This window comes from Amycolatopsis sp. QT-25 (assembly GCF_029369745.1).
GTDB lineage: Bacteria > Actinomycetota > Actinomycetes > Mycobacteriales > Pseudonocardiaceae > Amycolatopsis.
The window spans coordinates 2315345-2329767 of sequence record NZ_CP120210.1 but is presented as its reverse complement, the minus strand read 5'-3'; the positions used below and the strand labels follow the sequence as shown (position 1 = coordinate 2329767).

Here is a 14423-nt window from a genome sequence, read left to right as displayed (position 1 = left end):
GGTGCCTCCCTTGGGGATGGTTCAGGAAGATGATGCCGCGGCCACCTCGGCATCCGCGACGACCTTGTCCACGTTGCGCTTGTTCACCACGCGGACCGAAAACAACGCGGCGACCGCGATGACGGCACCGCCGAGCACGAAAGTCACCGGGAGCGGGAAGGCGTTGCCCGCCAGCCCGCCCAGCACCGCGCCGAGCGGCGCGGTACCCATGGCCAGCAGGCGGAAGGCACTGTTGACCCGCCCGTACAACTTGTCGGGTACGATCGTCTGGCGCAAGGTTACGGTCAGGATGTTCCATACCAGTGCCGAAGCCCCCATCAGCAGGAGCATCGCACCGGTCGCCACCGGATGACCCGCCAAGCCCGCACCCGCTGTGGCGAGCGCTTCGAGCAGCATGACCGAGACCATCGTGCGAGCCAGTCCGAATCGGTCGCTGCACCGCACGGCGACCAGGCTGCCCAACGCGCCGCCGATGCCGAGGCACGCGGTGAGCACACCGAAGCCGAAACCGGAAATACCCAGCCTGTCCCGCGCCAGCAACGCGAGCAGCACCATCCACGCCGCGGTGACCATGTTCCCCACCGCGACCAGCAGCGCAAGCGTGCGCAACAACCGGTTATGCCAAAGCCACCGCATCCCCGCGCGCACGGAACGGAAAAGTCCCTGCCGCTCCACCGTCGCCGAAGGCCCGGCGGCCCCGCGTTCACCACGGCCGATGAGCCCGACCAACGCGGACCCCGCGGCGAACGACACCGCGTCGATCAGGATCGGCAGTCCCGGCGCCACCGAGAACAACGCACCACCGAGTGGTTTGCCGCCGAAGTCACGGGCGAGGAGATGCGCTCCGAACAGCCTGGAATTGGCTCTTTTAAGCTGATGCGGGTCACGCTGGACGAGTGCGGGCAACACCGATTGCGACGCCGTCACGTACAGGGTCTCCCCAGTGGCGAGCAGGAACGCCACCACCGCCAGTACCGCGACCGAGCCGTGTCCGGTCAGGAGCACCAGCGCCAGCCCGCCCACGACCGCGAAGCGGGCGAGATCGGTGATCCACATGATCCGAAGCCGATCCCACCGGTCCACGAGGGCGCCGCCGATCAGGCCGAAAAGCAACCAAGGCAAGGTACTGGCCGCCGTCACGAGCGAGATCTGAAGCGGGTCATCGGTGTAGAGCAAGGTGATCAGCGGCAGAGCGCTCAGATAGAGGCCGTCACCGACGATCGAGACCGTGGAAGCGCTCCAGAGCGTCCAGAAGTCGCGTCCGAGCTTGCCGTGCGGCCGGACCCGCCCCGGTACGGCCTCTCCGCTCGGAACCACCGACCGCTCCCCTTTCCCTCGCGAGTGTGAATGCGCCGAATCGGCACGGAGTCCACACCGCGCCACGCCAACGGCCGTCAGCGTATCCGAATACCCACTCCGCGCGCCATCGCGGAACCCGCCTCGCGTTATCGATTATTCCCGTCACACGGTGGCGGGAAGAAGTCGCCGAACGCTTACACCACGGGTGTTTTTTCCGTATCGCGCGAACACTTGTCGAACACGGATCCCGGTTCTACGGTGAGCGAATCGACGGCTTCCAGGAGCACTATGAGCGAGTCCGCAAATCGGGCAAGCCCGCGCCCGGCCTTTTTTCCCGCTTCTTTCGCGCAGGAATCGTATTGGTTGATCGACCGGCTGACTCCAGGGGAAGCGACTTATCACATTCCCTGGGTGCTCACCGTCGAGCACCCTCTCCCCCCGGCTTCGCTACGGGCGGCGCTCGACGTCGTCTCCGCCCGGCACGAGGCCGTCCGGACGACCTTCGACGAGGAGGAAGGCCTGCCGCGGCAACGGATCGCCGGAAGTATGCGCATACCGCTGGCCGTCCACGACCTGCGCAGCGCAGCCCGGGGCGACCAGGAGAAGCGACGCCGCTCGATTCACGCCACCGAGGCAGGTGCGCCGTTCGATCTGGGTCGCGGTCCGCTGCTGCGCGCGGCGTTGCTGATCACCTCCGAGGAGAGCTGCGAACTCCTGCTGACCGCGCACCACTCCATCGTCGACGCCACGTCCTTGCGCATACTCGCCATCGAGATCCTCACACTCGCCCGCACGCCGGGTCGCACGCTGTCCAGCGAAGGGCTTCAGTACGCGGACTTCGCCGTCTGGCAACGCGAACAGCTGTCCGGAGAGGCACTGGAACGCGAAGTGGCCCATTGGCGTTCCCGGCTGAGCGACGTGCCGTCGCAGATCTCCATACCCGGTGACCTGGCAGCGGACGGAACACCGGCACACCTCGGCGCACGGGAGCCGCTCGGCCTGGAGGCCGCGGACTTCGACGCGTTGCGAAAGCTGGCGGCGAGCCATGACACCACCTTGTTCATGGTGCTGCTCGCCGCGCTGGGCACACTCCTCACACGCCACTGCGGTCACCAGCGCCTGCTGATCGGCGTCCCGGTCTCCGGCCGTCACCACGCCCAACTGGACACGGTCGTCGGCCCGCTGGTCAACACGGTGCCGGTGCTGGTCGATGCCACCGGAGACCCGGCTTTCAGGACGTTGCTCGGCCGGGTCCGGCATGCCGTGCTGGACGCGCTCGCGCACCAGGACCTCCCGTTCGGGGAACTGGTCAAACACCTCATGCCGGCGCGGGAGCCGGGGAACACGCCGCTGGTCCAGGTGATGCTCGCGCACCACGACACCGAGGCGGCCGGGGCCGTTCCAGGGGTGTCGTCGATCCACCTGACCGACACCGGTACCGCGAAGTTCGACCTCACCGTCACCACGGACGCGAACCGCCCCGAGAGCAGCCACCTCGAATACCGGACGAGCCGCTTCAGCCCGGAATGGGCCGCGGACCTGTCCGACCAGTTCCGGACGCTGCTCGGCGGCCTGCGGTCCGCCGTCGAACATCCGCTGTCCCGCCTGCCGATACGCAGTGACACGGCCGTCGCGCGAGCCGCGGACTGGAATCGCACCTTCGCGGCAAGGCCTGCGAGGGCTGGCGCGCACACGCCCTTCGAAACGCGGGCGCGGCGCACTCCGGACTCGATCGCCCTGGTGGACGGCGAGCGGCAGGTCAGCTACCGGGAACTCAACAGCCGGGCGAATCGGCTCGCCCGCACCCTGCTCAAGGAGCCCCTTCCAGCCGAAGCGGCGATCGGCATCTGCGCGAGCCGTTCGGCCGAGCTCGTCGTGGCCATCCTGGCTGTGCTGAAGGCGGGCGGCATGGCCGTACCGCTGGATCCCCGGAACCCCGCGGCGCGCACCGCGCTGCTGCTCGACGACTCCGGCGCCGGTACGGTGCTGGCCGAACCCGGTATGTTCCCCGCGCAGCTCAACCCGACGCGGCTGATCGTCCTGGACCAGGACACCGGCCGGGGTGAGGGCGGCCACGATCTGGACCTGCCGGTCCACGACGACCAACTCTCCTACCTGCTCTACACTTCCGGCTCGACGGGCCGCCCCAAGGGCGTCATGCTGACCCACGGCGGCGTGCAGAACTACGCCCTGTGGTGTGTGCGGGAGTTCCGCCTCTCGGCAGGTGGAAGCGCCGCGCTGCACGGCTCGATCGGCTTCGACACGACCGTGATCACCAACCTGCTCCCGGCGCTGTACGCCGGGCAGCGGGTGCACCTGGTCCACGGTGGTGACGCGGCCGCCGAACCGGGCGCCGCCCTGGCCGTCGTCAACGAGCTCGCCGCACTCGAGCACAGCTATCTCGCCCTGACCCCGAGCCAGCTGCAACTGCTCGCGGACGGCAGGCAGCAGGACGCGGGCGGGAGCGTGCTCGCCAGGGTCCTCGTCGTCGGGGGCGAGCGGCTGTTCGCCAAGACGCTGGAGCCCTGGCGCACCGGCGGCGACCAGGAGATCATCAACGAATACGGCCCCACCGAGACGGTCGCCGCCTGCTGTTTTCACCGGGTCCCCCGCGAGGGCGCGCTTCCGGACGTGCTCCCGATCGGCCACCCGATCGACAACACCACGGCCGTGGTGGTGGACGAGCACGGCAGGCCGTGCCCACCGGGGATTCCCGGAGAGCTGTGCGTCGGCGGGGCCGGGGTCGCCCGCGGGTACCTCGACCGCCCAGGGATGACGGCGGCGGTGTTCGTCCCGGATGAGGACAGCCCGCGGCCGGGTGCGCGGCGATACCGGACCGGGGACCGGGCCAGGTACCTGCCCGACGGGACACTCGTCTTCCTCGGCCGGAACGATGATCAGGTCAAGATCCGCGGCCACCGGGTCGAGCCGGGCGAGGTCGAGTCCGCGCTCCTGGCCCACCCCGCGGTGCACAGCTGCGCGGTGTTGCCTGGCGGAACCCCGGGGCTGGAGACGCTGACCGCCTACGTCGGCGCCACCAGACCCGTGCCCACCGCGGCGGATCTGCAGGCGTTCCTTGGCGCCTCCCTGCCCGGTCCCTTCCTGCCGTCGGTCTACGCGATCGGCTCCTCGCTGCCGATGTCGGCCACCGGCAAGGTCGATCGCGCCGCGCTGGCCGGACTCCGCCTGACGCGGCCGACGGTTCGCGCGCCGTACGCCGCTCCTCGGACCGAGGTGGAGACCACGCTCGCCGCGATCTGGCGGGAGGTCCTGGGAGTGGACCGTGTCGGTGTGCACGACAGCTTCTTCGGCCTGGGCGGGCATTCCCTGTCCGCCGCCAGGATGCTGGCGAAGGTCTGGGAGCGCCTGCACGTCCAAGTCGCCCTGCACGTCCTCTTCGACGACCCCACGATCGCATCGCTGGCCGCATGTGTCATCGGCGAACGGCCCGGTCTGCTGACCGACCCGGTGACGGCGGCGGCCGGGCACTCCTCGCTCAGCCACGGACAAGAGGGCATCTGGTTCGTACACCGGCTCCGCCCGGCCAGCCAGGCGTACAACACCGGTGCCGCATATCGGATCCACGGCGCGCTCCGGGCGGACGTGCTGATCAGCGGCTTCGACGAAGTGCTCGACAGGCATGAGGTGCTGCGCTCCGCCATAGTCACGGTCGACGGCACGCCGCGAGCGATCCGCGTGCCACGGCACCTCACCCGGATCCGGGTGAAAGAGCTCGACGCCGTTCCCGTCCACGACCGGGAACGGCGGATCAAGGAGTTCGTCGACGATCAGGCGGGCAGGCCGTTCGACCTGACCACAGGTCCGCTGCTGCGCGCCTCGCTGCTGCGCTTCAGCGATCACGACCACGTGTTCGTCCTGATCATCCATCACATCGTCGTGGACGGATGGTCGATGGAAATCCTGTTCCGCGACCTCGATCTGCTCTACCGGGCCCGGCTGCGGGGCCAGGACCCCGCCCTGCCCGCGCTCCCGATCAGTTACGGCGACTTCGCCGCGTGGCAGCGGGCACGGCTGAGCAGCGGCGAGCTGTCCGATCAAGTGGATTACTGGACCGGGCAACTGGAAGACCCGCCCGAGGAGCTGTCCTGGCTTACCGACGGTCGCCGTGAATCCGGGCCGTCGCACGGTGGGCACCACCGCTTCTGGCTGCCCTTGCGGCTGCGCGACACCTTGGAGCGCCTGAGCCGGAGTGAAGACGTCACCCTGTTCATGACCCTGCTCGCGGGTTTCGGGCTCCTCCTGTGGCGGTACACCCGGCAGCGCGACCTGCTCGTCGGCGTACCGGTGTCGAACCGTACCCGGCAGGAGACCGAAAACCTGGTGGGCCTGTTCATCAACGTCCTCGTGCTGCGCCTCGATCTGGACGTGCGCCGCTCCGGGCGCGAACTGCTGCACCACGTCCGGGAGACGGCGACCGAGGCCTACGCCAACCAGGAGCTTCCCTTCAGCAAGTTCGTCGAAACCCTCCGGCCGGACCGCCATCAGACCGGCCACGACCCGCTCGTGCAGGTGCTCTTCAATTTCCAATACACGCCGAATCCTTCGCTCAAACTGGCCGATCTCGAAGTCGAGACCATGCGGCCCTACCGGGAAACCACGCCGGTGGATCTCGCGGTGTCCATCGAGTACCAGGACGAGGGACTGTACGTCCAGTTCGAGTACGACACGGCGCTGTTCTCCTCGGAGTTCATCGTCCGGATGGCCGCCCGCTACGAGCTGCTGCTCACCGCGCTCGCCGGCGAACCCGACAGCCGGATCGACGACCTGACGATCACCACACCCGAAGACCTGCGCACGGCGCTGGACTGGAGCACCCCGGCGCCGGACTCGGTGTCGCCGATCCCGACCCGAAAGTGAGCAGACGCGCGATGAATTCCGAGGACGCACAGCTCTTCGTCGTCGTACGCAACGACGAAGAGCAGTATTCCATCTGGCCCGTGGACGATGCGGTTCCGGCAGGCTGGCACGACACGGGGACGCGGGGCGCGAAGCAGTTCTGCCTCGACCGCATCGACGAGATGTGGACGGATATGCGCCCGCGCAGCCTCCGGGAGCGGATGGTCGCCGAGGCCCCCGCCCCACCGCCCGTGGCGGACATCGACGGCCCGTCGCTGGTCGACCTGCTCACTTCGGGCGAGCACCCGGTGAGGATTCCGCTGGACGGGCCCGTCGAGCTGCGCAGGTCGGTGGAGGAGGGACTGCTGCCGGTTCTGTTCTCCGGTACGCGGGGCGGTACCGAGATCGGCATCCGGCTGGACCACGGTGCCAGCGACTTCCACGCGCTCCAGGCGGATCCGCCCAGGGGCGGCATCCGGGCCGTGGGGCACCTCGTCCTCGATTACGAGAGGGTGCGGTGCACCGTGGACGTCGACCTCTCCGGCTTGTCCGGTCGCGGCACGCTGTCCCGCGACCGGCAGCAGGCGTGAGGAAGCACCAAGGCGATGCGTCACGACCCCGAGGCGGACCGGTTCCGGAGCCAGGTCCGCGCCCTGCTTCGAATTCCGGAGCCGGCGGCACCACGACCCGCCCCGCGGCACAGGGCCCGGACCGAAACGAGCACTCATGATCGGCGGATCTACACCGCCCTCGGTGCTCGCGGCTGGCTCGCCCCACACTGGCCGCCGGCATGGGGCGGCCAGGGCAGCGGCTGGTCCCACAGCGCCGTGGTGGCCGAAGAACTCGCGCTCCACGGCGTGTCCGACACCGCGCTGGTCAATACGGTCTACAACTTCGGCGAATGCCTGCGGCGTATCGGAACTCCCGGCCAGCAGGCGGACCACCTGCCCCGGATCGCCGCCGGCGAACTGGTCGCGGCGGTGTTGTTCACCGAACCCGGCGCCGGTTCGGACCTCGCGACACTGACCACCACGGCCACCCGGCGCGACGGTGGCTGGGTGCTGTCCGGCACCAAGACCTGGAGCGCCCAGACCGACCTTGCCGAACTGGCCTTGTGCGCCGCCAGAACTTCCGGCGACAACGGCCGGGGCCCTGGTATCACCCTGTTCCTGGTACCGCTGGACACTGCCGGTGTGCGCGTGGAACCGTTGCACACGATCAATCCCGAGCCGCTGCACCAAGTGCTGCTCGACCAAGTCGAACTGACGGACCACGCCGTGATCGGGGCCGTCGGCGGAGCATGGCCGACCATTTCACACCTTCTCTCGGTCGAGCGGGCGAGTCTGGGCTATCACGGCCGGGCGCGCCGGTGGTTCGGCGCGTTGCTCGACAGGTGTCGCGCCACGGGCGCGCTGGCCGACCCGGCCGTCACCGCCAGGTTGTCCACATTGGACACCGATCTCGCCGCGGCGGGTGAGCTGGCCTGGCGCGCGGTCTACGACCTCGACGAGACCGGAGCGACCGGGGTCGCCGCGGCGGTGTCGAAATGGCGCAACACCGAGCTCGGCGCCGAAATCGTCCGCTACTACTTCGAACTCGACGGCATGGGCGCGGTCCTCACCGGCGGCTTGTCCGAAGTGGCGTTCCGCGAGTCCGCCGGCCTCACCCTGGCCGCGGGCACCAGTGAAGTCATGCTCACCCTCGCCGGAACCCACCTGCGAGACCTCCTCGACGAGGCGGGTTGAACCATGGACGACCGCAGCACGGCAAGGGTTTTCCGGCGGCACCTCCGGCGTGGCGCGGAGCTGCCGCCACCCGCCCGCCGGCAGGAACTCGCCGGTACGGGGTGGTTCGGCCTCACCATTCCCGGCGAGCAGGGTGGTATCGGACTCGGCCAGGTCGAAACCGTGCTGCTGGCCCGAGAGCTCGGTCGCGTCCTCCACCCGCCGTCGGATCTGGACGCCTTGCTGGTCGCGGAGTTGCTGGCCGCGGCAGGGAGCGGCTTGCTCCGCGCGGTCTGCCAGGGCGAACTACGGGTGTCGTTCACCGCGCTCGAACACGGCGGCGAGAGCGCCGGCGCCCCGCCGCGGCTGCGGGTGGACCCCGCCGGAACAGGCTGGCAGGTCAGCGGGCAGCGTGGTTTCGCCGGCGAGTCCGACCTTCTTGTTCTCCCGCTGTCCGCGGAGAACGGCGAGGTCGGCAGGCTCATCGTCCTTCCGTCCGCCCGCGCCGGGATCACGGTGCACCACCAGCCCAACTTGGCGGGTCGCGCCCTCTATCGCGTCGAGCTCGACGCGGTGAAACTCGTATGCGAGGACGTCGTCGCGCTACCGGACGCCGACGGGCGGTACGAACGGTGCCTGGCCAACGCGCGGCTGAGGCATGCGGCGTACCTCACCGGGCTCGCCGCCGAAAGCCTGTTGCTGGCCGCTGAACACGCGGGACGCCGGACGCAGTTCGGCGGTTCGCTGCTCGAAAAGCAGGGCGTGGCGTTCCCGCTGGCCCGGATGTCCGGGGAACTGCGCGGACTCTGGCTGCTGGTGCTCGACCTTGCCCAGCGTGCCGACGTCGGCCGCGACATCCGGCAGCCCGCCGCCCAAGTTCTCGCGACCGCGGCACGACTGAGCGTCGCGGCGACCTCGTGGGCGGTGCATGTGCACGGCGCCGCCGGTCTGCGGGTGGGCACGCCCGTCGAGCGCTACTTCCGTTGCGCCGCCGTCGACGCGGCCATGCTCGGAGCTCCGGCCGCGACCGCCGCCGACGCGGCGGCTCTGTACTACGACGGTTACCCGGGACGACGCAGTGAATCGGCACCCCCGCGGCGTCAGCGCCCCACGTCGGTCGATGTCGCGGGTGCGGTACCAGGCGGGGTGTCGCGGCCGTGCGTGCACAAGCTGTTCGAGGCACAGGCCCGCCGTACTCCCGACGCGGTCGCCCTCAGCCAGGGGGTGACCCACCTGACGTACCGCTCACTGAACCGGCGGGCGGACGCGCTCGCCCAGCGGCTGCGACACCGCGGTGTGGGACCGGACGTGGTGGTCGCCATCTGTTTGGACCGTTCCCCCGAACTGGTCATCGCGATCCTCGCCGTGCTCAAGGCCGGTGGCGCGTACCTGCCCCTGGATCCCGCGCTTCCACCCGACCGTCTCCGGCTGATGTTCACCATCGCCGGTGCGACTTGTGCAGTGGCCGAAGAATGGGCGGGTGACTGGCTCCCGGCTTCGATCTCACCGATGCCGGTGGACCACGGCACGAGCGCGCCCGCCGAGCCCGTTCCCGCTCCCAGCCCCGAGAACCTGATCTACGTGATGTTCACCTCGGGCACCGGCGGGGCACCCAAAGCCGTCGCGGTCACCCACGCCGGCATCAGCAACCGCATCTCGTGGGACGCCTCCCGGTTTCCCCTCGACGGTTCCGATGCGGTCCTCCAGTTGACCTCGATCGGTTTCGACCCCTCCGTATGGGAGATCTTCGCGCCGCTCTGCTCGGGAGCGCGGATCGTCCTGCCCCTGCCCGGTGTCGAACGTGACCCGGATCAGCTGATCGATCTGCTGGCACAGGAACGCGTCACCGCCCTCACCCTGGTGCCCGCGCTGCTGAGCTCGCTGCTCGACCAGCGTCCCGGGCTCACCGGCGTGCCGTCGTTGAAATGGGTGTTCTGCGGAGGCGATACGATGTCCCCTGGTCTGCCCGCGCGGTTCGCCGCCGCGTCGAAAGCTCGTCTGCACAACATGTACGGACCTACCGAGGCGTCCATCGACGCGCTCTGGTGGCCCTGCGACGACAAGTCCTATCACGTCGGCGTACCCGTCGGCGTCCCCATCGACGGGGTGGGAGCCGAGGTCCTCGATGAACGGGGAATGCCGAGCCTGCCGGGGTTTCCCGGCGAGCTGTGCCTGACCGGACGCGGCCTCGCCCGCGGGTACCTGCACGACCCCGCCCGCACCGCGGAACGGTTCGTTCCCCGCCCCGCCGCGGCCGGCGACGGCGGCCGGATGTACCGGACCGGAGATCTGGCCTTCCGTCGGGTCACCGGAGAAATCGAACTTCTCGGCCGGACGGACCGCCAGCTCAAGCTCAACGGGGTTCGCATCGATCCCCAAGAAGTGGAACTCGCGCTTCGGGACTGCCCCGGCATTGACGATGCGGTCGTGGTACGGGCGGACGGACCGGCCCGGCTCGTCGGTTACGTGACCGGCGCGGTCGCCGACGGGCAACTGGACGCGGTCCGGAACTCACTGCGCGGGGTGCTGCCGCGAGCGCTGGTCCCCGCCCAGCTGATCCGGCTGGACCGGGTCCCCACCGCGCCCTCCGGGAAGACCGACTATGCCGCTCTGGCCACGACGGGCCGGACAGTGCCTCGCCCGGCCACCCGCCCGCACGAGTACGAATCGGAACTGGAGCACGACATCGCCGCGCTGTTCGCCCAGATCCTCGAGGTCGACTCGGTGCGGCCCGACGACGACTTCTTCGTTCTGGGAGGTGATTCCCTGCGCGCGGCGCGGCTGGTGTCCGCGGCGCGGGACACCCTCGGCCTGTCTGCCAGCGTGACGTCTCTCGTGACCGCGCCATCGGTGAGAGGCTGGCTCAACCTGATCCAGCGAGGCGACCGGTGAAGGCGGACTTCGCCGACTGGTTCGCCTGCCCTCCGGCGACGGTGCCCGGTGAGGGCAAGCTGCTCTGCTTCCCCGCCGCGGCATCCGGACCGAGGACCTACCGCGGCTGGTCCGCGGCACTGGGCCCCCGGATCGAGGTTCGGCCGGTTCGGCTGCCGGGCCGCGAGACCCGTTTGCGCGAGCGCGGCTACACCAGTTTCCCGCCCCTGATCGACAGCCTGGCCGCGGCCGTCGGCCCGCCCGATGGCCGACCTCTGGCCCTGTTCGGACACAGCCTGGGTGCGCTGGTTGCCTTCGAGCTCGCGCACCGGCTGCACCGCGACGAACATACAGTCATCCGGCTCGTCGTGGCCGCGTCCCCACCCCCGCACTCAGCAGAAACGCCGACTGCGGTGCCGCCCGGCCCGGCCGAACTCCTCCGGCACCTGCGTGCACTCGGCACGATACCCCGGAGTGTGTTCGGCGATCCCGACGCGTTGCGCCTGATCCTCCCGTCGGCCGCAGCCGATTTCGCCCTCGCCGGAAGCTACGCGTACGAGCGCAGAACACCACTGCGCTGCCCGATACTGGTGCTCGGCGGACGGCAGGACGACCACGTCACGCTATCCACTTTGGCCTTGTGGGAAAGTGAAACCACAGCGCGATGCACTGTGCGCCTGCTGCCGGGGGACCACTCGTTCCCCGATCAGTCGGCTCACCACGTGCTGCGGGAACTGGCCACCACCCTCGGCGCCGACCTGGACGCGTTCGCCGCCGACCGCTCCTCACTTGGCTAAGTACTTCTCCAGCACCGGCAGCACACCGGCCAGGGATTCGGGGGTGACCGCCGCGTCCGGACGGAACGGGAGACTGGCGAGTTTGGGGACGCCTCGCGACCAAATGGTGCGCTCCTCGGGCACACCGGGGTGCAGACCAGTGCGTTCACCGCAGCCGGGGCACTCCAGGTACGCCATGTTTTCCACGCCGCCGAGGATCTCCGCTTGAGCGCCACGAAGCACCGTCAAGGCACGCCCGGAGTCCAGGTGAGCGATCTCCGCGGGGGTCACCACCAGCAGCACGCCGACGGCGTTCACCATGCCCAGCAACGACTGCTGCACCGAACCCGTTCCCGGCGGCATGTCGACGACGAAGACGTCCACCTCGCCCCAGTCGGTGTCTTTGATCAACCGGGCCAGCATGAGGTCCCCGAACTGCGCGCCCACGGCGAAACCTTGGTCGCCCGCAAGCAGGAAACCCACGGAAGCGACCTTCAACCCCTCGACTTTCATGGCCTCCAGATCGGAACCGCGGCTCGGGCGCACCCAGTTGGCCACGACGACCGATTTCGCCGGTGCGTCCCGGCGCAACCCCAGCAGCCGGGGAAGATCGGGGCCGTCGAGATCGGCGTCGATCAGCCCCACCCGGCGGCCCGCGTCGCGCAGCATCCGTGCCACCGCGATCGCCACACTGCTCTTGCCCACCCCGCCTTTGCCGCTGGCCACCATGATTACCGGGATCGCACCGTTCGCATCGGTCATGGGTCGACACTACTCGGTGTGGTCAACTTCGTCGCAACACGAAGAGGTGCTCCAGCGGGTGCCCGAAACCCAGGTCCTGCTCGACGAGATAACCCGCTTGTTCGAACAGCTCGCATTGCCGCCGGTGCGTCACCAAAGCCACATCGGTGAATTCATGGAACAATTCGTACGCGAGGGTGAACAAGGGCGGGCTCCCCCGTGCTTCCTCCGGCTCGGCGAAGCCGTCCGCGAAGACGAAATGGTCGCATCCCGGCAGGGCAACGGCCAGCGATTTCAGGAAATCGACGCCGCCTGCCCGCGACTGCATGAAATGGTGCAGCACGAAGTAGGAAGTCGCCAGGTCGACGTCGAGAAGGCCGGGACACCCGTCGGGCCCGGTCACGATCTCGCCGACATCCGCCTGCACGATCGTGACGCGGTCCCCGACACCCATGACGTGGGCACGGTCCCGGGCCAGAGCACACGCCTCCGGGCTGCGGTCGATACCGGTGCCACGGGCGTGCGGATTCCGGCGCAGCAGATGCACCAGCCGCACGCCCGCCCCACAGCCGAGGTCGAGCACGTGCCGGTAGTCGATCCGCTCGGTCGCCCGGTCGAAGATGGCTTGCTGGAAACTCCAGTTCTGGGCACACCCGACTGCGGTGAGCCTGCCGTCCTGATCGATCGATTCGCCGAATTTCTCCCTGCCGAGCGCGAGAGCGTCCAAATTCCGGAAAACATCGCCGAAGCCGCCTACCGAAGCCGTGAAGTAACCCCGCAGGCGATGCGCCTGCCGACCGCCCGCGGTGAGTTCGACGGTATCTCCCTGCGGCCGGTACCGGACGATTCCCAGTCGGTTCGCGGCCTTGAGCAGTGCCGACAGCAACCGCAGCGAGCAGTCACCGCGCCGCGCCAGCTCGCCGACAACGGCCGCCCCTTCTCGCTCCGCGAGCTGGTCGAGCACGCCGGTGGTGATCAGCGCGTACAGGACGTGACTGCCGATGAAGCCGTTGAAGAGTTCCCGCGCGAGTTCGCCGTCCGCATTCGATCCGTCAGACATCGACGCCTCCGGTGGACCGTTTGCCCGCGACCAGGAGTCCGTGCGGTGTCCATCGGTCGCCGGAGGCGGTGGCGGCTTCGCCGAATCCGGCGGTGGCGAGCCATTGCCGGTACTGCGACCAGGAGTAGATCATGCCGCCCTCGGCGGGAAGAGCGGCGAAGTACACGCTGTCGAGCGCGGCCATCAGCGGGCCGTCGCCGGCGTCACCGGACATCGAGCTGAAGATCACCACCCTGCCGTCGGGGCGCAGGGCCTGGTGGGCGTTGCGCAGCAACCGCACGTTCTGCTCCGCGTTCCAGATCACCAGCTGGTGCGCGAACAGAACACAGTCCATGTCGCCGGGGAAGGGATCCGCGAACATGTCACCTGCGCGAACCGTGATCCGATCATCCAGGCCGCTGTCCCTGATCCGCTGGCGAGCGATCGATTCGGTGGCCGGTATCTCGAGCACGGTGATGTTCATTCGCGGATAAGCCCGCGCGAGCGCGATGGCGTTGACCGCGTCGCCTCCGCCGACATCGAGGAGGGTACCGACCTCGCCGAAGTCGACCGCCTCCAGCAGCAACGGCTGGGACCACTCCGACCAGGAACGCATGTACCGGTAGAAGGTCCGTTCCAGCGGAGGGTTCTCGGCCAGTCGCTGGTAGAGGTCCCTTCCGACGCCGCGAATTCTCCGCAGTCCCACATTGGTGTTGTGGCGCAGTGATTCCACGAAGTCGGCCTGGCTTTCGTAGACGATGTCGGATTCGAAGTCCACCACGCTGGTGAACGCCTCCCATTGCCCCGAAACGAACAAGTCGTTCAACACCGACGCGTTACGGTAGGTGTCGTTACGGACCGACGTCAACCGAAGCGAGGTCGTGCCCAGCAACAGCACGTCCGTCGCCCGCTCATCCAGACCGAGATCGATGCCGATCTGTTTCTTCGGCACGTCGGGAGTTTCGTGCAGGAGCCGGAAGAGGCCGAGGCGGCATCCGGCGTTGAGATACTGGAAGGCCGCGTGGCCGAACAGAATGGGGGTGAGGTCGTCCATCGAAAGGGGGCCCGGCCCGGCCGGAGCCTGGTGTCCAACGGCCATCGATGAGTCTCCGATCA

Annotated in this window: 9 protein-coding genes; 5 read left to right on the top strand and 4 right to left on the bottom strand. The window is 68.9% G+C overall.

Annotated elements, in window-relative coordinates; translation table 11 throughout:
- Positions 1-21 precede the first annotated feature (21 nt).
- Entirely contained in the window at positions 22-1317 is a 1296-nt protein-coding gene (locus tag P3102_RS10835) for an MFS transporter (protein WP_276368655.1), read from the bottom strand.
- A gap of 30 nt (positions 1318-1347) precedes the next feature.
- Here P3102_RS10835 and P3102_RS10830 point away from each other — a divergent pair, with 30 nt between their 5' ends.
- Genes P3102_RS10830 through P3102_RS10810 form a run of 5 tightly spaced genes read left to right on the top strand, consistent with a single transcriptional unit; the run spans position 1348 to position 11548 of the window.
- Positions 1348-6177: an amino acid adenylation domain-containing protein gene (locus tag P3102_RS10830; RefSeq protein ID WP_346660177.1), complete on the top strand. Its 4830-nt coding sequence runs from the start codon at positions 1348-1350 to the stop codon at positions 6175-6177.
- 11 nt (positions 6178-6188) lie between these two features.
- Positions 6189-6746, top strand: a complete 558-nt coding sequence (locus P3102_RS37815; protein WP_346660176.1) for an MbtH family NRPS accessory protein — start codon at positions 6189-6191, stop codon at positions 6744-6746.
- 15 nt (positions 6747-6761) lie between these two features.
- The gene (locus tag P3102_RS10820) at positions 6762-7901 is read left to right on the top strand and encodes an acyl-CoA dehydrogenase family protein (RefSeq protein WP_276368652.1); all 1140 of its coding nucleotides are present in this window, start codon (positions 6762-6764) and stop codon (positions 7899-7901) included.
- A gap of 3 nt (positions 7902-7904) precedes the next feature.
- The gene (locus P3102_RS10815; protein ID WP_276368650.1) at positions 7905-10772 is read left to right on the top strand and encodes an amino acid adenylation domain-containing protein; all 2868 of its coding nucleotides are present in this window, start codon (positions 7905-7907) and stop codon (positions 10770-10772) included.
- Complete coding sequence (locus P3102_RS10810; RefSeq protein WP_276368649.1) at positions 10769-11548, top strand: alpha/beta fold hydrolase; 780 nt, start codon at positions 10769-10771, stop codon at positions 11546-11548. Before P3102_RS10815 ends, P3102_RS10810 begins: the two co-directional genes overlap by 4 nt.
- On the opposite strand, the gene P3102_RS10805 is transcribed toward P3102_RS10810, so the two are convergent.
- From P3102_RS10805 to P3102_RS10795, 3 genes are read right to left on the bottom strand one after another with little or no spacing between them, the layout of a single operon-like run.
- Complete coding sequence (locus P3102_RS10805) at positions 11537-12289, bottom strand: P-loop NTPase (RefSeq protein ID WP_276368647.1); 753 nt, start codon at positions 12287-12289, stop codon at positions 11537-11539. The two genes, P3102_RS10810 and P3102_RS10805, sit on opposite strands and share 12 nt — an antisense overlap.
- A gap of 22 nt (positions 12290-12311) precedes the next feature.
- Positions 12312-13328, bottom strand: coding sequence for a class I SAM-dependent methyltransferase (locus P3102_RS10800; RefSeq protein WP_276368645.1), 1017 nt, complete (start codon positions 13326-13328; stop codon positions 12312-12314).
- Positions 13321-14406, bottom strand: a complete 1086-nt coding sequence (locus P3102_RS10795; protein ID WP_276368644.1) for a methyltransferase — start codon at positions 14404-14406, stop codon at positions 13321-13323. The genes P3102_RS10800 and P3102_RS10795 overlap by 8 nt, the downstream gene beginning before the upstream one ends.
- Between the last annotated feature and the right edge of the window lie 17 nt (positions 14407-14423).

What these genes read in the sequence shown, in the direction of transcription:
- P3102_RS10830 (WP_346660177.1), top strand. Translation starts at nt 1,348, where the DNA reads ATGCGCCGAATCGGCACGGAGTCCACACCGCGCCACGCCAACGGCCGT.
- P3102_RS10815 (WP_276368650.1), top strand. Translation starts at nt 7,905, where the DNA reads ATGGACGACCGCAGCACGGCAAGGGTTTTCCGGCGGCACCTCCGGCGT.
- P3102_RS10795 (WP_276368644.1), bottom strand. Translation starts at nt 14,406, where the DNA reads ATGGCCGTTGGACACCAGGCTCCGGCCGGGCCGGGCCCCCTTTCGATG.
- P3102_RS10820 (WP_276368652.1), top strand. Translation starts at nt 6,762, where the DNA reads ATGCGTCACGACCCCGAGGCGGACCGGTTCCGGAGCCAGGTCCGCGCC.
- P3102_RS37815 (WP_346660176.1), top strand. Translation starts at nt 6,189, where the DNA reads ATGAATTCCGAGGACGCACAGCTCTTCGTCGTCGTACGCAACGACGAA.
- P3102_RS10800 (WP_276368645.1), bottom strand. Translation starts at nt 13,328, where the DNA reads ATGTCTGACGGATCGAATGCGGACGGCGAACTCGCGCGGGAACTCTTC.
- P3102_RS10805 (WP_276368647.1), bottom strand. Translation starts at nt 12,289, where the DNA reads ATGACCGATGCGAACGGTGCGATCCCGGTAATCATGGTGGCCAGCGGC.